Annotated in this window: 19 protein-coding genes; 12 read left to right on the top strand and 7 right to left on the bottom strand. The window is 50.3% G+C overall.

Features of this window, described 5'->3' with window-relative positions; all coding sequences use genetic code 11:
• Positions 1–19: 19 nt before the first annotated feature.
• Both fmt and AC5JBY_RS11905 read right to left on the bottom strand, forming a co-directional pair.
• Positions 20–982 carry a methionyl-tRNA formyltransferase gene (fmt, locus tag AC5JBY_RS11900; RefSeq protein ID WP_495904812.1) on the bottom strand — a complete coding sequence of 321 codons (963 nt, stop codon included), beginning with the start codon at positions 980–982 and terminating at the stop codon, positions 20–22.
• Between the two features lie 121 nt (positions 983–1,103).
• The gene (locus AC5JBY_RS11905; protein ID WP_495904813.1) at positions 1,104–2,405 is read right to left on the bottom strand and encodes an exo-beta-N-acetylmuramidase NamZ family protein; all 1,302 of its coding nucleotides are present in this window, start codon (positions 2,403–2,405) and stop codon (positions 1,104–1,106) included.
• Between the two features lie 336 nt (positions 2,406–2,741).
• On the opposite strand from AC5JBY_RS11905, the gene AC5JBY_RS11910 reads away from it, so the two are divergent.
• Positions 2,742–3,197, top strand: a complete 456-nt coding sequence (locus tag AC5JBY_RS11910) for an FKBP-type peptidyl-prolyl cis-trans isomerase (RefSeq protein ID WP_495904814.1) — start codon at positions 2,742–2,744, stop codon at positions 3,195–3,197.
• Positions 3,198–3,288: 91 nt separating this feature from the next.
• Positions 3,289–3,885 (top strand): hypothetical protein, encoded by a 597-nt coding sequence (locus AC5JBY_RS11915; protein WP_495904815.1) that lies wholly within the window; start codon positions 3,289–3,291, stop codon positions 3,883–3,885.
• Between the two features lie 184 nt (positions 3,886–4,069).
• Here AC5JBY_RS11915 and AC5JBY_RS11920 read toward each other — a convergent pair whose 3' ends face one another.
• Complete coding sequence (locus tag AC5JBY_RS11920; RefSeq protein WP_495904816.1) at positions 4,070–5,011, bottom strand: CPBP family intramembrane glutamic endopeptidase; 942 nt, start codon at positions 5,009–5,011, stop codon at positions 4,070–4,072.
• A 30-nt stretch (positions 5,012–5,041) separates the two neighbouring features.
• Between AC5JBY_RS11920 and pepT the strand changes: the two genes are divergently transcribed.
• Complete coding sequence (pepT, locus tag AC5JBY_RS11925; RefSeq protein ID WP_495904817.1) at positions 5,042–6,289, top strand: peptidase T; 1,248 nt, start codon at positions 5,042–5,044, stop codon at positions 6,287–6,289.
• A 76-nt stretch (positions 6,290–6,365) separates the two neighbouring features.
• Positions 6,366–7,550 (top strand): OmpA family protein, encoded by a 1,185-nt coding sequence (locus AC5JBY_RS11930; RefSeq protein ID WP_495904818.1) that lies wholly within the window; start codon positions 6,366–6,368, stop codon positions 7,548–7,550.
• Here AC5JBY_RS11930 and AC5JBY_RS11935 read toward each other — a convergent pair.
• Positions 7,535–8,509 carry a YpdA family putative bacillithiol disulfide reductase gene (locus AC5JBY_RS11935; RefSeq protein WP_495904819.1) on the bottom strand — a complete coding sequence of 325 codons (975 nt, stop codon included), beginning with the start codon at positions 8,507–8,509 and terminating at the stop codon, positions 7,535–7,537. The genes AC5JBY_RS11930 and AC5JBY_RS11935 overlap by 16 nt on opposite strands.
• A gap of 110 nt (positions 8,510–8,619) precedes the next feature.
• Between AC5JBY_RS11935 and AC5JBY_RS11940 the strand changes: the two genes are divergently transcribed.
• From AC5JBY_RS11940 to AC5JBY_RS11955, 4 genes are all read left to right on the top strand, one after another.
• Complete coding sequence (locus AC5JBY_RS11940; RefSeq protein ID WP_495904820.1) at positions 8,620–9,546, top strand: SPFH domain-containing protein; 927 nt, start codon at positions 8,620–8,622, stop codon at positions 9,544–9,546.
• Positions 9,547–9,648: 102 nt separating this feature from the next.
• Positions 9,649–10,338, top strand: coding sequence for a MotA/TolQ/ExbB proton channel family protein (locus AC5JBY_RS11945; RefSeq protein WP_495904821.1), 690 nt, complete (start codon positions 9,649–9,651; stop codon positions 10,336–10,338).
• A 72-nt stretch (positions 10,339–10,410) separates the two neighbouring features.
• Positions 10,411–10,809, top strand: a complete 399-nt coding sequence (locus AC5JBY_RS11950) for a biopolymer transporter ExbD (protein WP_495904822.1) — start codon at positions 10,411–10,413, stop codon at positions 10,807–10,809.
• A 96-nt stretch (positions 10,810–10,905) separates the two neighbouring features.
• The gene (locus tag AC5JBY_RS11955) at positions 10,906–11,457 is read left to right on the top strand and encodes a hypothetical protein (protein WP_495904823.1); all 552 of its coding nucleotides are present in this window, start codon (positions 10,906–10,908) and stop codon (positions 11,455–11,457) included.
• 87 nt (positions 11,458–11,544) lie between these two features.
• Here AC5JBY_RS11955 and prmC read toward each other — a convergent pair whose 3' ends face one another.
• Entirely contained in the window at positions 11,545–12,507 is a 963-nt protein-coding gene (gene prmC / locus AC5JBY_RS11960) for a peptide chain release factor N(5)-glutamine methyltransferase (RefSeq protein WP_495904824.1), read from the bottom strand.
• A gap of 130 nt (positions 12,508–12,637) precedes the next feature.
• On the opposite strand from prmC, the gene ribD reads away from it, so the two are divergent.
• On the top strand, positions 12,638–13,684 hold the full coding sequence (ribD, locus tag AC5JBY_RS11965; RefSeq protein WP_495904825.1) for a bifunctional diaminohydroxyphosphoribosylaminopyrimidine deaminase/5-amino-6-(5-phosphoribosylamino)uracil reductase RibD: 1,047 nt from the start codon (positions 12,638–12,640) through the stop codon (positions 13,682–13,684).
• Complete coding sequence (locus AC5JBY_RS11970; RefSeq protein WP_495904826.1) at positions 13,681–14,310, top strand: IMPACT family protein; 630 nt, start codon at positions 13,681–13,683, stop codon at positions 14,308–14,310. The genes ribD and AC5JBY_RS11970 overlap by 4 nt, the downstream gene beginning before the upstream one ends.
• A gap of 3 nt (positions 14,311–14,313) precedes the next feature.
• Here AC5JBY_RS11970 and AC5JBY_RS11975 read toward each other — a convergent pair whose 3' ends face one another.
• Positions 14,314–15,207: a 3-hydroxybutyryl-CoA dehydrogenase gene (locus tag AC5JBY_RS11975; RefSeq protein WP_495904827.1), complete on the bottom strand. Its 894-nt coding sequence runs from the start codon at positions 15,205–15,207 to the stop codon at positions 14,314–14,316.
• Positions 15,208–15,443: 236 nt separating this feature from the next.
• Between AC5JBY_RS11975 and AC5JBY_RS11980 the strand changes: the two genes are divergently transcribed.
• Positions 15,444–15,794, top strand: a complete 351-nt coding sequence (locus AC5JBY_RS11980) for a hypothetical protein (protein ID WP_495904828.1) — start codon at positions 15,444–15,446, stop codon at positions 15,792–15,794.
• Positions 15,795–15,950: 156 nt separating this feature from the next.
• Here AC5JBY_RS11980 and AC5JBY_RS11985 read toward each other — a convergent pair whose 3' ends face one another.
• Positions 15,951–16,934, bottom strand: a complete 984-nt coding sequence (locus AC5JBY_RS11985) for a zinc-dependent alcohol dehydrogenase family protein (protein WP_495904829.1) — start codon at positions 16,932–16,934, stop codon at positions 15,951–15,953.
• 162 nt (positions 16,935–17,096) lie between these two features.
• Between AC5JBY_RS11985 and AC5JBY_RS11990 the strand changes: the two genes are divergently transcribed.
• Positions 17,097–17,960: an AraC family transcriptional regulator gene (locus tag AC5JBY_RS11990; protein WP_495904830.1), complete on the top strand. Its 864-nt coding sequence runs from the start codon at positions 17,097–17,099 to the stop codon at positions 17,958–17,960.
• Positions 17,961–17,963 lie beyond the last annotated feature (3 nt).

The following is a 17,963-nucleotide window of genomic DNA, read 5'->3' on the forward strand; positions in this document are numbered from 1 at the left end:
CAGTAAATCGATGTTAACACTAAAACCTATAGCCGCGCAGAAACTCCTCTATCGTCATACGTTTCTTTCCCTCCAACTGAAGATCCAACACATGAATATATCCATCCGCACAGGCAAACTTCAGGTAAGTCTTGCCATTGGTATCAGCGGTACCCTGCGGAATCGTAGGTGGCGCGATCTCCTTTTTAGAGCGGTAGATCTTAAGCACCTTATCCTGCAGGTAGGTAAAAGCACCCGGGAAAGGTGATAACCCGCGAATAAGGTTATGAATATCAAAAGCCGGCTTCTGCCAGTCAATCTTGCACGTCTCCGTAAATATCTTGGGCGCATGCTTAAGCGACGAAGTATCATTGCCGATTGTCGATTGCCGATTGACGGTTTCTTCCTGCGGTTTCTCCTCAATCGTTCCCGCCACCAATCCCTCCACGGTCTTCACCAGCAGTTTGGCGCCTACCTCTTTCATATAATCATGCACGTCACCGGCGGTATCATCTTCACCCACGGCAAAGCTGTCCTGCAATAGAATGTTACCGGTATCGATGGCATGTTGCAACTTGAAAGTAGTCACACCCGTTTCTTTTTCACCATTGATCACAGCCCAGTTGATGGGCGCTGCACCACGGTATTGCGGCAACAACGAACCATGTAGGTTCACCGTTCCCATTGCCGGCATATTCCACACCACTTCAGGCAGCATGCGGAAAGCCACTACGATCTGGAGATCGACGCGCAACGCGCGCAACGCTTCCAGGAAGGCGGGGTCTTTCAACTTTTCCGGTTGCAACAGGTGCAGCCCATGCTCCACAGCATACTTCTTCACAGCACTTTCATTCATCTTCATGCCACGGCCCGCTGGTTTATCAGGAGCAGTGATCACACCTACAATACGGGCGCCTGCTTTCACCAGCGCATCCAGCGATGCCACCGCAAACTCCGGCGTCCCCATAAAAACAATCCTTGTATCTTTCAATTGGTCATTCATTACTCAATTATTACAATAATACCCACTCTCTTTGTCATTTCGAACGCAGCGATAGCGGAGTGAGAAATCTGCTATCGAAGCAAACGTCTTATCAACCCATCAACATTTCAACCTGTCAACCTCACTCAAAATCCTCATAGATCAAATACTTCTTCCTGATCTCCTTAAACTGCTTCAGCCCCGGCTCCCAGCTCTTGCGTATCTCCGCTTCAGAAGCCTCTGCTTTCACCTGTTGTATCAACACATCATTACCTGCCAGCTTATTGAAGAAGTTACCCTTGTTGAGGAAAAAGGAATCCTTGCGCGGAAACAGCTTATAAGCCTCCAGCAAATATTTGATCTGTACCTGCCCATTCACTTTTTTCAACACATCGGCAGGCTCACCACTGAGGTCCCAGCCATAGCAAAGTTGATCTTTCAGTTTGGGATTGGTAGCACCGGGTTTACTACGCGGTGTAAACGAAACCAGATTAGCAGGCAGCGCAGGATGGCCAAACAACTGGAAAGGCTTATCCGTACCCCGGCCTTCACTTAACACAGTACCTTCAAAAAAACAGGTAGAACCATACCAGTAAATCGATTGAATATCGGGCAGGTTAGGAGAGGGCTTCACAGGCAGCACGTATAGACTCTTGTGCGTATAGCCGGTGCAGGGAATAATGGTCAGCGAAAAAACTTTGCTGCTGGTAGGCGCACGCCGCCTTTCCAGCGCAGCCCGTTCAGGCGAAGAAGGAATATGGATGGGAGCAGTTACGGGCTTTTGTAGCCATTGTTCGCCAGCCAGCATATAGGCATATTCGCCCAGCGTCATGCCATATACGATGGGGATGGGCTGCATGCCTACAAACGACCGGAAGGCAGTATCGAGAACCGGCCCGTCCACATAAAACCCGTTGGGATTGGGACGGTCAAGAATAATCAACGGTTTATTATTTTCAATCGCCGCCTCCATATACTCCTGCATGGAAGATATATAAGTATAAAAGCGGGTGCCCACATCCTGGATGTCAAACAACAGTATGTCGGCATTTTTAAGGTCATCAGCCGAGGGACGGTGTTTGGCGCCATACAGGGAAACAACCGGGATGCCCGTTTGCGGATCGGTATAATTGCCCACCTTCTCACCGGCATCGGCCGTGCCCCGGAACCCATGCTCGGGTCCAAAGATCACGGTGATATTGACGCCCTTTTCCTTCAGCACGTCTACGATGTTCTTATTGCCGATAGTAGAAGTATGATTGGCGAAAACGGCTACCCGTTTACCTTGCAGCCGTGGCAGGTATAGCTCCGTTCTCTCCGCACCGGGTACGATCCCGGCTGCTACATTGCCGATTGTCGATTGCCGACTGCCGACTGTCTTCACACCAGCCGCGCTAACCTTCACACAAACTAACACAATCATTATGATGAATATCCTTCTCATTACTTTAAGTGATTGATAGTCAAAGATAGTCAATTGCAACCACCAGATGCAGGAGCCAATAGCCTGTATAAGTTCCAAACAATCATAGTCGGGTCGGTAACACAAATTTAATCTCCCGTACCAGTCCTTTCATCCCCTGACTTCAAAACCCTCCTCGTAGCCTTTTCCCCTGAAACTTGCAACCTGCAACTGGCAACTGACATCTCGAATTTCCCGTCCCTGGTATGATTTTTTTCCCGTTACTTTGTCGGCAGTAACCGGTCTTTCTTCTCGTCCGTGTATGATTAGAAACGAGGTGGTGACTGAAGTTTAATAACATACTAAAACACTTTGTAAATGCAACAAGCAAAATCGGGTGATACCGTAAAGGTGCACTACCATGGCCGGTTAACAGATGGAACAACCTTCGACTCTTCAGAAGGCCGTGAACCACTCGAATTTGAAGTAGGTAGTGGCTCCGTTATTGCCGGATTCGACAATGGCGTGACTGGCATGGCAATAGGCGAAAAAAAGACCATCCAGATACCCGTTGAGCAGGCTTACGGTCCCAAAGACCCTGGCATGCTGGTAGAATTCCCCAAAGCCAACTTTCCCCCGGATATGAACCCCGAACTGGGCATGCGTCTCAACATGACCAATGGTTCTGGACAGGTTATCCCTGTGGTGATCACTGATATTAAGGAAGAAAGCGTGACCCTCGATGCCAACCATCCCCTTGCTGGCGAAGACCTTATCTTCGACATCGAACTGGTGTCCATCGGTGGCGGTGCTTCCCGCATCATAATGCCTTGATTTACTGTGCAGAAAACTGCATTTTAGGATAGTAAAAGCCCGGTATGAACTTACCGGGCTTTTTTATATTTTGGCCTCAAATGTATACCCTATGAAACGCGTTTACACCACTATCCTTGGTTCATTCCTGTTGCTGTTCACTGCTCAGCAAACCCAGGCCCAGGAGTCAGATACGGCCGTTGCCACCCGCAATGCCATGAAGTTTGCAGAAAGCTTTGTAAAGGCCCATTTCTACCAGGACTGGAAAACCTATACGGAACTTACCAACCCCACCGCCATTAAATATTACGGAGGAGCCCAGCAGTTCAAAGAACATGTGGTCACCATTTATTTTCGTAACGAGCCCAAGCTCGAAGAAAAGCCGGAAACGATCCGTGTCATAGAGATGCGCAACGACATCGATCAATGGCAGTGTGTGATAGAAAAAGTGCGCAACACCTTTATCAATGATAAAAAAGCACTGGTAACGTCTTACCTCGTAGGACAATCCAACGATGCCGGTCAAAACTGGAAGTTTGTAGATGTAAGCCACAACTCGATCGAGAACTTCTCCCTCATTTTCCCGCCGGTCTTTGGCGATCTGCCCATCCCCTCCGGTAAAGTGGAATACCCCGGAGAAGTGGTAGCCGAGCCGGTTGTGGAAGCCCCTAAAGCAACAGCTAAAAAGAAAGCCACCAAAAAGCGCTAACCAGCCCTTTAAAAATAGTAGTATAGTAAGTTAGATGGTCTGTCCCGCCTCCGGCGGGACTTTTTTATGTCAGTCGCCAGCCTTCCCGCCGAATGGCGGGATGACGGGTATTTCAAAGCCTCTGGCTTTGCTTCACGCCTTGGTTCGTGTCCTCACGAACCAAGGCGTGCCTTTTCGCCCCTGCTCAGCCTTGTTTCTTACCCGCTGGTTCTGGCGCAAGTATGCCGCTCGGGCCCTGCGCGTGGCGTACTTGTGCCCCCAGTGCCGCATCCCAAACAGGCCTGTACAGGCAAAACAACACGGCCAGCAGCAACAACCCCGTGGCCACCGCCGACCCCTCAAAGCCAAAAGCACCACCGGTGAGCAGGTCATCCCCCTTGCGCTCCATATGCCAGATCGATTGTCCGCTCAGTCCGCTCACCTCATACCCCAGCACCGTACCCTGAAAGAAATTCCAGCTGAAATGAAAGAAAACCGAGAACCATAAATTGCGGGTATACACATAATTGATGCCCAGCAACAAGCCCCCGGCCAGCAGATTTACAATAGCCACCAGGTTCAGGTGTGCGTTGCCTATGTGCATCAATGCAAAAAGCACCGTCACCGCACCAAGTGCCGGCCACCGGGGCATAGACAGCAACATATTATTCAGCATATAGCCCCTGAAAGTGATCTCCTCGCTCAAAGCAGTCAGCGCAAACAATACCAGCCCCGATACAATTGGGCCCACATCCAGCCGGGTTTCCACCCAATCGATCTTTTGCGTACCACATAAGATCAGCGAACCGATACCCAGCAACACAATCCCCAGCAGGAAACCCGCCCAGGCGTACCGTTGATGCCCTTTCCACGTAAAGCCCATGCTTAGGATGGACTGCCGGTCCACAAAACGGCGGAATACAAAAACCAAAATGATAGACAGGAAGGTGCTGCCGGCAACCACAACAGCATCGAGCGTAGGGTCGTTGATGAGCTCCTTGGTGGTAACTTCCGGATGCTGCAGTATCCAGGCGGCCCCGGCAATACTGCCAACCAGTAAATAAATACCAATATGTACGATAAAAAAAACAATAGCGCGCACCCAGCCTTGCCGGATAGCGGGTAGGGGATGATTGGTTACAGCCATAATAATATATCTTGCCAAAAATACAATCCCATGTTCGATAAATATTCCTTCACCGTACAGGAAAAGTTTCTAAGATATGTGCAGATAGACACGCAGAGTGATCCCCAATCGAAAACCTTCCCCTCCACCGAAAAACAAAAAACACTGGGTCGCATGCTGGTGCAGGAACTCCTGCAGATAGGCCTCACAGATGCCCACCTCGACGAATACGGATATGTATATGCTACCATACCGTCCAATACCGATAAACAGGTGCCCGTCATCTGCTATTGCGCCCACATGGATACTGCGCCCGATTGCACGGGCACAGGCGTGAAACCGATCGTGCACCACAAATATGATGGCGGCAATATCGTGTTGCCCGATGATCCCACACAGATCATTACACCCGAAGCACACCCTTACCTGCGCAAAAAGATAGGAGACGACATCATCACCGCTTCCGGCACCACGTTGCTGGGCGCAGACGATAAAGCAGGCATTGCAGTGATCATGGACATGGCCCACTACCTCACCACCCATCCGGAAGTAAAGCACGGCACGATCAAAATACTCTTTACGCCCGATGAAGAAATAGGACACGGTGTAGACCATGTGGACCTCAAAAAACTGGGCGCCGATTTCGCGTACACCCTCGATGGTGGAGAACGCGGTTCCTTTGAAGCTGAAACCTTCTCGGCCGATTCTGTCACTATCACAGTACAGGGCGTGAGTGCGCATCCCGGCTATGCAAAAGACAAACTGGTAAATGCCATTAAAGTGGCAGCCACTTTCCTGGAGCAATTGCCGAAAGATAGCTGGTCGCCCGAAACCACCGAAGACCGCTATGGCTTCGTGCACCCCGTGCAGATAGAAGGCACGATCGAAAAAGCCACCCTGCAGTTCATCATCCGCGACTTCTGGACGCATAAGCTCGCCGCCTATGAAAACGCCCTGCGCGATGAAATGGATTATGCACTCCGGAAATTCCCTGGCGCCAAAGCCGAGATGGTGGTAAGAGAGCAATACCGCAACATGAAAGAAATACTCGACAACCACCCGCAGGTATCCGAATATGCAAAAGCAGCAATAGAGCGGGCAGGAGTAGAGGTGATAGAAATGAGCGCCCGAGGCGGCACAGACGGCTCACGCTTATCATTTATGGGATTGCCCTGCCCCAATATCTTCACCGGCGAAATGGCCTTCCACGGCAAACACGAATACGTAAGCGTGCAGGATATGCAGAAGAGCGTAGAAACGATAGTTCATTTGGCTATGATCTGGGAGGAAAAGGCGTAAGCATCCAACCTTTTAACCTGTTAACTCGTCAACTGGTCAACTAAAATACATTGTCATTTTGAATGCTCCCTCTTTTTTGTCATTTCGAACGGAGCGACAGCGGAGTGAGAAATCTGCTATCGAAGCAAAAGGAATACTATCCTTCCTGGTGATTCTCTTGTCCGTATCCGTCCACGCCCAGAACCTCGTCTCCAACGGCGGGTTCGAAGACGAGAACATTTGCGTTGAATACAAGCAAAACTGCGCCCCTGAATCCTGGGTTGCCAATTCCTTCTACGACAACTATTACTATTATACACCCGGCAAAGCCTACGATGGAACACACTTCGTAGGCCTTGCTTCCGGAACTGCTTATAAAACACCCGGCACGCACTACTTCATTCGTACCCGCCTGCTCTGTGGCCTGCAGACCGGACATCAATACCAGGTGGAGTTCTGGGTGCGCTCCCGGCACGATATATTGGATAGTGTAGGTGTTTATTTCAGTGCCGGCGATTTCCTGTATGAGAAAAGGAACTACAAAGAAATACAGCCACAGCTTTGGGCCATCAATGCACTGGACACCCTGGACGCAGACCCCAACAACTGGCAAAAAGTGCGGCTCATTTATACCGCTACGGGAGAAGAAGGCTACATCACCATCGGTAGCTTCAACCGCAAAGAGTGGACCTTTCGCAACGCGCCCGACATGCAGCGCAATTACTACTTCTACCTCGATGCAGTATCGCTCATACCGCTCGATAAGCAGGAAGGCCTTTGTCCGCAGGCCGATAGCGTGAAAGCCGATATCTATAGAGAAAACCAGCGCCACGAATTTCTCAGAAGACAGGTATACATCAATACCAAAAATCCACCACCTGTCAAGCCCCTGCCCAAAACAGCCAACAGGCCCATACCACCCAAACAACACATCGATACGCTGATCATCCCGGATATTTTCTTTGCCACAGCCAGCTACCAGCTATCGCCCAAAAGCTTTGGATCACTCGATAGCTTTGCCCGCAAGCTCAATAGCTTCCAGGTCGATTCAGTCGTTATAGAAGGACATACTGATAGCGTCGGCACATTGGCCTACAATGAAGCACTATCACGCAACCGCGCAATAGCCGTAAAAGAATATGTAGAGAAAAAATTACCAGCCGGAAAAATCTCTTTCACCACCCGCAGCTATGCATTCCTCCGGCCCGTACGCAGCAACAAAACGCCCGCCGGCCGCCAGCAGAACAGAAGAGTAGAGATCTATGTCTATCGAAGAGAGTGAGCCAATATATTTTTCATAATTTTATCCGCATGCTCCCGCGAATTCTCGATAAACCACAAATGCGTATTCATACCCCCACATACCACCCCCGCGAGGTACACATTCGGCAGATTGGTCTCCATCGTCTCCGGATTATAAGCAGGCTGTAAAATAGCATCATCAGAAAGCTCAATACCCACCCGCCGCAGGAAATCAAAATTGGGTTGATAACCCGTCAGCGCAATCACATAGTCATTGGGAATAGTCACCACGCCATCAGGCGTAATGATATCCACTTCATGCTCCCGCACAGCCTGCAGGTTTGAATTGAAAAACACTTTGATGCTACCCTCTTTGATGCGGTTCTCCATATCAGGCTTCACCCAATACTTCACCCGTTCGCCGATCTTATCCTTCCGCACGATCAGCGTCACTTCCGCACCCTTGCGCCAGGTCTCCAGCGCAGCGTCGATGGCTGAGTTGCTGGCGCCTACCACCACTACTTTTTGCAGCGCATAAAAGTGCGCCTCTTTATAATAATGCAGCACCTTGGGCAGCCCTTCGCCGGGAACATCCAGCAGTTTGGGAATATCATAAAAGCCCGTAGCGATAATGATATGCGTAGCCGTATACGAAGCGCGCGAAGTACTCACCACATAATGTTGATCCTGCCGGATAATATCCTGCACCTCCTCCTGCAATTGCACATGCAGGTTGTTGGAAGTCGTGACCCGCCGGTAATATTCCAATGCTTCAGGCCGGATGGGCTTCGCATTGTTCGACACGAAAGGAACACCACCGATCTCCAGTCGCTCCGACGTGGAAAAAAAGGTCATGTTTAATGGATAGTTATACAGAGAATTGGTCAGACAGCCCTTCTCGATGATCACATAATCCAGACCCGCCTTTTGCGCAGCCAGTCCACAGGCCAGCCCGATTGGCCCGCCACCTACTATCAATAAAGAATAATGTTGCGTCATGATGTGTAACAAAGGCGCAAAGGTAGGGAATAGGCAATAGCCTTGCCGCCTTCCCGTCTTCCCGGCTGAGTATTTCACAAAAAAGACTACTTTCAGCAAAATATTTATATATGGATCTCCTTCAATCCTACTGGTGGGTCATCATTGTAATCCTCATCTTGTTTGCCGGACTAAAAACCATCAACCAGGGTTATATCGGCGTTATCACGATGTTTGGTAAGTACCAGCGCGTGGTGCGGCCCGGTCTGAACTTCCTGATACCCTTTTTCGAAAGGATCTATCGCAGGGTCAGCGTACAAAACCGCTCAGTGGAAATGGAGTTCCAGGCCGTCACAGCCGATCAGGCCAATGTATACTTCAAAAGCATGCTGCTCTATGCAGTACAAAACAGCGAAGAAGAAACGATCAAAAAAGTAGCCTTCAAATTCCTCAGCGAGCGCGACCTGATGCAGGCGCTTACCCGCACCATCGAAGGCACCATCCGTTCATTTGTGGCTACGAAGCGCCAGGCTGAAATATTGGGCTTGCGCAAAGAGATCGTTGAATACGTAAAAGAACAGATAGATCACCTGCTCGAAGATTGGGGATACCACCTGCTCGACCTGCAGATCAACGATATCACCTTCGACCAGCAGATCATGGATTCCATGAGTAGGGTAGTGGCCAGCAACAACCTCAAAGCTGCAGCAGAAAACGAAGGACAGGCACTCCTCATCACCAAAACCAAATCAGCAGAAGCAGAAGGTAATGCCATCAAAATTGCTGCAGAAGCAGAACGCCAGGCAGCACAATTGCGTGGACAAGGTGTGGCCCTGTTCCGCGAAGAAGTAGCAAGGGGTATGAGCCATGCAGCAGCAGAAATGAAACAAGCCAACCTCGATACCAATGTCATCCTCTTCAGCATGTGGACAGAAGCCGTGAAAAACTTTGCCGAATACGGCAAAGGCAACGTCATCTTCCTCGACGGAAGCCCCGATGGCATGGAAAACACCATGCGCCAGATACAAGCCATGATGATAAAACAATCAGGAAGTTAAAGAAGCCCCACCCTTAATTCACATTCTTTTAAGAAATATTAACGGCGTCAAAACGTTTTAGGCACACATTTGATACATTTACAGCACTAAAAACAATACTGGATGAATTGGTTTTTTCTTCAGATCAATGCAGATTCACTCAAACAGGTTATGCAACCCAGTGGTACAGCGCCCTCTATGAATGTTATGGAAATGTTGGCACACGGCGGTCCCCTCATGATACCCCTGGCACTGTTACTAGTATTGGCAGTATTTTTCTTCTTCGAGCGCCTCATTGCTATCCGCAAAGCCAGCAACATCGATCCCAATTTCATGAACATCATCCGTGATAATGTGTTCAGTGGCAACGTATCAGCTGCCCGTTCCCTCGCCAAGAATACTACCAATCCGGTAGCCCGGATGATCGATAAAGGATTACAACGTATCGGCAAGCCCATCGACGCCATCGAGAAAAGCATGGAAAACGTAGGCAAGCTGGAGATCTATAAAATGGAGCGCAACCTCTCCATGCTCTCACTGGTATACGGCATCGCACCGATGTTCGGGTTCCTTGGCACCATCTTCGGTATGCTGCAGTTGTTCTACAACATCAATGCATCAGGCGACTTCACCCCCGCGCAGATCGCCGGAGGTATCTATACCAAGATGATCACTTCAGCCAGCGGATTGATCATTGGTCTGTTGGCCTATGTAGGATACAACTTCCTCAATGCACAGATCGATAAGAACGTAAACCGTATGGAAGTAGCCAGCGCAGAGTTCATCGACATCCTGCAGGAACCTACGCGATAACCATTGTCACCCTGAGCTTGTCGAAGGGTACTTTAAGAGAGACACCATTAGAATACTGAAATAAAGTAATAAATGAATCTAAGAAGCAGGTTAAGATCACATCCGGAGCTACACGCAGGAGCCTTGAACGACATCCTGTTCATCCTGCTGTTCTTCTTCCTGATCGTGTCTACCATTGCCAACCCCAACATTGTTAAGGTCAACAACCCGAGGGGAACAAAAGATACCAAGGCCAAACAACATATCACTGTGTCGATCGACAATGCACAACAATTCTACATCGGCACCAAAAGAGCCGATCCGATATTGTTCGACACCTTGCTGAAAGCAGAGATCGTTAAATTCAAACAATCCATCGATACCCCTGTAGTCGTTATCAATGCCGATACCACTGCCTACTGGGGCGAGATATTCCGCATCATGCGCGTCTCCAAAAGCGTAGGCGCCAAAGTAGTAGCGAACGTGAAATAAGAAAAACGTTAATAACTGGTGCAGGCATGCAGGGCAGATAATTGAGAGAGGGGGCTTGTGCCAAACAAGATATACCCTTCATCCAAACAAACCCTTATGCTGGAAGACATTGTTGAGCCGGTCCCCGACAGGACAGCGCCCACCGACAACCGTAAAACACTATTGCTGGCCATTGCAGCATTGACCGCGCTTTTCTTCGCCCGGCACTTTTTACGGGATGTATTACCACAGTGGGTAAATATAGGTGAGGGCACCATCAATGTCTACGGGCTCATGATATTTCTCAGCATGTTCGCCGTATTCCACTTCACCTTTAAAAAAATATTGTCACAGTCTCCGGGCACCAGTATTGTATATCTGATAGCGATAGGGTGCATAACAGTACTCTTTAGTGAATTGATTTTCCAGTCTTACGTTTTTGTTGCAGCCAACTATAGCGTGGAACAGCGTTCCGGAGGACTTGTGTATTTTCTGCGCAACATCCTTTTACAACCCGTTATTTCCCTGGTGATAGCTGTGCCGATGGCGGTACAAATGAAACTTAAAAGCAAACTGCTAGGAGCAATAGTAGGTTTTGCCATGATAGGCCTGTTCTGGTACCTCGTAGTATACCTGAAGCTTTTCGAAGAAATGACACCCAAAGGCTAATCAGCAATTCCTGACTCAGGACTCGCAACTGGCGCAAGTATGCCGTCCGGCTCAGCAGCGCTGGGTACTTGTGCCCATCGGAAACAGTTACCTCCTCGCCCGCACCATCCTGTCTTTCCCCTGCATATCTTTCTTCACAACCGTATCCTCAAAACCATATTGCCGGAAAACCGCTTCCGTAGCAGCACCAAGATCTTCATGGATCTCCACATAAATACTACCACCCGGCAATAGCTTCTGCTGACCAAACCGCGCAATATGCCGGTAAAACAACAGCGGGTCATCATCGGCTACAAACAAAGCGAGGTGTGGCTCATGCCGTAACACATTGTCGTGCATGGTAGCCTTGTCTTTAACAGGAATATAAGGAGGATTGCTGACGATGATATCTACCCGCGGCAGCAGGTCCCAGTCATACGTGCGCAGAAAATCCACTTGCCGCCATTCGATGGCAGCTTCATGCGTATCCCCATTTTTGCGCGCCACCTGCAAGGCGCCGGCGCTCACATCACAGGCATGCACTTCGGAGGCAGGCAAGGACTTCTTCAAAGCGATGGGAATACAGCCACTGCCGGTGCCAATATCCAGAATGCGTACATGCGGAAAACGAAAATCCTTTACATGCGGTGGTGCCGGTAAAAAATCCGAAGTAGGCAAAACCTGTGCAGCTGTAAGCGGAATAACATCGAAATTGGTAAACCGGCTTTGAATAGCGCCCGGGTCTTGTTCCGATACGATCCAGTGTACCAGCTCCTCTGTTTCCGGCCGGGGAATCAATACGTGTTCATCCACATACAACTTCAACCCGTAAAACCAGGACTCATGCAGCACATATTGCACGGGCACATGATCGAGCAGGGCAGTGGTATAGCCAGCCAGCGTAGCTTCCTGTGCCGCAGAAAGCGGGTCATACTGATGTATCAGGCGCTCCATCCGCTCCAGCCCGGTCACACTTTCCATCACCCAATTGGCAATATTGGCGGCCTCCCGCGGATCATAGATCAATTGTAACTCCACCCTTAACTGCTGTTGCGCCTGCTGGATCGTCATGCCGCAAAGGTATGGGAACTCTCGACTCTCCCCACTCGCTCGCCTCTGGCGAGTGAGCCTATTGCGGGGCCTCTGGCCCGGGCGACTCTACCGCTCGAAGCTGGCCGTTCCTCCGTATCTTCGCGCCTCCTTGACCAAACACGAAACATATCTCCATCGCTGTCTGAAACTGGCGCAGCAGGCAGCCGGCCACGTGGCGCCCAACCCCCTGGTAGGGGCGGTGCTGGTACACCAGGACCGCATCATTGGAGAAGGTTTTCACCGGCAATACGGTGGACCACATGCCGAAGTCAATTGCATCGACTCCGTACAGGAAGCCGATCGCCCGTTGATCTCCCAGTCCACCATGTACGTGTCGCTGGAGCCTTGCGCCCACCACGGCAAAACGCCACCCTGTGCCGACCTTATCGTGCGCCACCGCATACCCGAGGTTATCATTGGTTGCCGCGATCCCTTCATAGAAGTAGATGGCAAAGGCATCGACAAGCTCCATGCCGCCGGCATCAAAACCACAGTGGGCGTATTGGAAAAAGAAGCTACAGAGCTCAACAAACGATTCTTTACGTTCCACAAATACCACCGGCCCTACATCCTATTGAAATGGGCGCAAACGGCCAATGGCTGCATCGCCAATGAAGATTATTCCCGGCTCCACATTAGCAACGAGCTCACCAACCGGCTGGTACACAAATGGCGTAGCGAAGAAGCAGCCATACTGGTAGGCACCAACACGGCCCTGTTCGACGATCCCCAGCTCAACAGCCGCCTGTGGACAGGCCCCGATCCCATACGCCTGGTGGTCGATATGGACTTGCGGCTACCATCATCCTTGAAAATCTTCGACAAAAAAGTTCGTACCATCGTATTCAACACGCTGCAGCACGAAGAGCAGGGCAACCTGCACTACTACCAGGTTACCAAAGATGTGAGTCTCGTGCACCAGATCGCCAATGCGTTGTACCAGCAAAAGATATTGAGCGTACTGATAGAAGGCGGCACACGATTGCTCCAGTCATTCATTGATGAAGGATACTGGGACGAAGCCCGGATCATCACCAACGAGCAGCTGTTTGTGGATGCAGGTATCGCAGCACCGGTCATCGGAGCAGCAACGCCGGCAGCGCAACAGCACGTAGGAACAGATACCATACAGACCTTGAAAAGGGGAGAAGGATGACACCAACCATTACAACCAACATGCAGGAACAGGAATTCTATTATACCGTCGAAAAGCCCGCCACCGCGGAGTATAAGGACAGGGGCAGTAAATTCATCGCCTACGCGTATCCCATCAATACGATAGAAGAGTTTAAACAGCGCCTCGAAGAGGTCAAGAAAGAACATCCCAAGGCAACCCACCATTGCTTTGCCTACCGCATAGGTACCGATAAAAATACCTTCCGCGTGAGCGACGACGGCGAGCCATCAGGCACTGCCGGCAAGCCCATCCTCGGACAGATCGACAGCAAAGAAATCACCAATGTGCTCATCGTGGTGGTGCGTTATTTTGGCGGCACCCTGCTGGGCGTACCCGGACTGATCAACGCCTACAAAAGCGCCGCTGCGTTGGTGCTGCAGGTAATGCCTGTCACCCAGCGCTTCATCGAAGTGCCCTATATCGTGCATTTCGACTACTCACAGATGAACGACATCATGATGGTGGTAAAACAACTCAACTGCACAGTCATTGAGCAGGAGCTCGGCCTCTTCTGCCACCTGAAGATCGGGATTTCCAAAGCCCGCCTCCAGGAAGCATTATACAGGTTGAATGATATCCGTAATGTAGAAGTGAAGAAAGCTTAATTCTTATTTGAACCGTTCGCTCACAACGAGGTCTTTACTGCCCGCAGTATATTTATAAAACCCTTCGCCACTCTTTACGCCCAGGTAGCCCGCCGTCACCATATTGGTCAATAACGGACAAGGCGCATACTTCGGATTACCGAAACCTTCATACAGCACGTTGAGGATAGAATAACATACATCCAGTCCGATAAAATCAGCCAGTTGCAAAGGCCCCATTGGGTGAGCCATACCAAGTTTCATCACCGTATCGATGGCTTCCACGCCTGCCACGCCTTCATACAAGCTATAGATAGCCTCATTGATCATGGGCATCAGGATGCGGTTGGCAATAAAGCCGGGATAATCATTCACCACACAAGGGACCTTACCCAACTGTTTGCTCAGTGATACGATGATATCGGTCACCGCCTTGTCGGTAGCATACCCATTGATGATCTCTACGAGCTTCATCACGGGCACGGGATTCATGAAGTGCATGCCGATCACCTTGTTGGCCCGTTTGGTAGCAGCAGCAATTTTGGTGATGGAAATAGAAGAAGTATTGGTAGCCAGGATGGCAGCAGCAGGAGCGGCCTCATCCAGTTGGCGGAAGATCTTGAGCTTGAGGTCTATGTTTTCGGTGGCAGCCTCTACCACGAGGTCGGCTTCTTTAACACCGGCCGCCAGGTCAGTAACGGTAGTGATGTTGGCAAGCGTAGCATCCTTCACACCTTCCGTGATAATGTTTTTAGTCACCTGCCGGTCGAGGTTCTTACTGATCGTTTGCACAGCCTTTTCCAGCTGAGCGGCATTAACATCGATGAGGTTGACTTTAAAACCACTTTGGGCAAACACGTGCGCGATACCATTACCCATGGTACCCGCCCCGATAACTGCAATGTGTTGAAGAGACATGAATCGTTTGGATTTGATAAAAAGATATGACAAGCCGGGCAAAAGTAGGAGAAAAAACAATGTCAGACTGAGCTCCTTCTGTCAGGCTGAGCCCTTGATTCTGGCGCAAGTATGCAGCCCGGCCCTGCGCGCGGCGTACTTGTGCCCCACCTGACTAAAATCATATTCCCTCCTCACACCAGTCATCATTAAAGAAACGGTTTATGGGCAATTTTACAGTGTAAAAACGAACCGTTATGTCAACAACAATTCATCCATCAGTACAACCAGTATACGTAAAAGAGCATACTTCATTATTCGCCCGCTTTATTACCTGGGCCGATGGGCAGGAAGAACGCCGCTTCATGTGGCTGGCCTTAGCCCTTGGCGGACATGGCTGTGTACTAACACCTCTTACTATATTATTGGTAGTAGCGCTCACAGGCTTGAACCTTGCCTTGTTCCTGACCGCACTGGGAGCCATGGCCCTGGCGCTGATCGTGAACCTCGCGGCCATGCCTACCAGGTACACCATTCCCGCATTCTTTCTGAGTGTACTGGTAGATATAGGCGTCATCGCCACCGCAATCGGAATGGCGCTTAATTAATTGGTCTTCTATTCAGTCTTCCTTAATAAACAGGTGCCCGCCTCCGCCGGATGATTGTGCCGGTGGAGGCTTTTTTTCGAAGCAAAAGCATGCAATATACTGGCGCAAGTATGCCGCCCAGCACAGCGCGTGGAGTACTTGTGCCCTTTCTTATCTTTATGAACCAACCTCCACCACAACCTTACCCTTAGCCGTACGATTCTTCATAGAGCCGTAGGCCTCCGCCACTGTCTCCATCGTATACCTCGCCTCATCCAGTCTCGGCATCAACTTACCAGCTTCAATCAATGCTGTCGCCTCCGCCATAATCTCCCCATGATGCTTGCGGTTCTTACCCGTGATCAATGGATACAACGTAAACACACCCGAATACGACCCACTACGAAAAGACAACGGTGCAAGGTTATGCGTGCCCCTTCCCAAAATACTCACCACATGACCATATTGTTTTACGATGTTGAACGAAGCCGCCAGTGTTTCCTCACCCACCGTATCCAGAATCATGTCAAAACCTTCACCACTCGTATACGTTTTCACATAATCCTCCGGCTGCTCACGCGTATAATCGATCGGCGTAGCACCATAACTTTCAATCAGTGCAAAGTCTGCTTGCTTTACCGTAGCATACACTTTAGCCCCGAGCCCTACTGCTATCTGCACGGCAATATGTCCCACCCCACCGGCACCACCATGGATCAATACGGTCTGACCAGCCTGCAACCGGGCCGCATCCACCAACCCTTCCCACGCAGTAATGAAGATCAAAGGCACAGCCGCCGCCTGCCGCATAGATAAGTTGGTAGGTTGCAGCGCCAGCAGGTCTGCATCCACGGCAGCATATTCCGCCAGTGAACCCTGAATGCCAGCCACCCCGCCCGTCATCCCATATACCTTATCACCCGGTTTGAACCGGCTAACCCCTTCACCAACAGCTTCTACTATTCCGGCCAGGTCCACGCCCAAAATAGCGGGCAATTGCGTCCTGGCATGTGTAGCTACACCAGCCTGTATCTTCAAATCCAGCGGATTCACCCCACTGGCATGAACCCTTACCAATACCTGTCCTCTGCCAGCCACGGGCTTCGGGACTTCCTGTAAAACAAGCGGTTGATTATATTCCTGTAAAACGAGCGCTTTCATGATTGTCCTTTTTATTCTTTTAAGATGTTGAAATTCTAATGCTTATCTGTATTCCTCGTTGCCTCAATGCCTTGCTGCCTCGTTGCCTTTCCTGCACAAAGGTCGCCTCTGCAAGCCCTCCCAAAGTTGTATTTGTACATCATTCTGGTGTACTTTTGTACCATGATCAAGGACAACCTCCACCAGCCGGTGGAACTGGTGCTGAAAGAATACATGGACGAATGCCCCCGCGGCCTCCATGCCCACACCTTCTTTGAACTGGTGTACATTGTAGGCGGCAGCGGCACACAACACATCAATACGGCCGAACTACATTACAAACCCGGCAACCTCTTCCTGGTAGCGCCCCACGATAGTCACCTCTTTCGCATCGAGCAGACCACCCAGTTCTTCTTTATCCGTTTCAACAGCGTGTTCCTCCAATCCGCCAAAGGCGATTCCATTCTCATGGAGCGGCTGGAGCACATCCTGCAGCACGCCAACCATGCACCGGGTTGCATCTTAAAAGACGAGACCGACCGCCTCACGGTGAAGCACCTTATGGATGGCCTCATCCGCGAGCACCTGCAGCACGGCCTTTACCACCAGGACCTGATCAGGCATTACCTGCAAACCCTGTTGGTACTGGTGGCGCGCAACATCACCCAGTCTTTCCCGGCCATCATCAATGAAGCCAGCGAAGAAAAGATCGTTCGCATCCTCGAATACATCCAGGCCAACATCTACTATCCCGAACGCCTCCGCGCGGAAGCCATCAGCAATGAGTTTGGTGTTTCTGAAACTTATCTCGGCCGCTATTTCAAAAAGCACACCGGCGAGACTCTGCAGGAGTATTTGCTGGGCTACAAACTCAAACTCATCGAAAACCGGTTGCTCCACAGCAGCATGCGCATTAATGAAATCGCCGACGAGTTTGGCTTCACCGACAAAAGCCACCTCAATCGCATCTTCAAAAAATACAGGGGCGTCAATCCGGGCGTATACCGCAAGAGTGGGGGAGAAGTAAAAGCAGAAGCCGCGCAGTAAACA

Source organism: Paraflavitalea sp. (assembly GCF_059502485.1).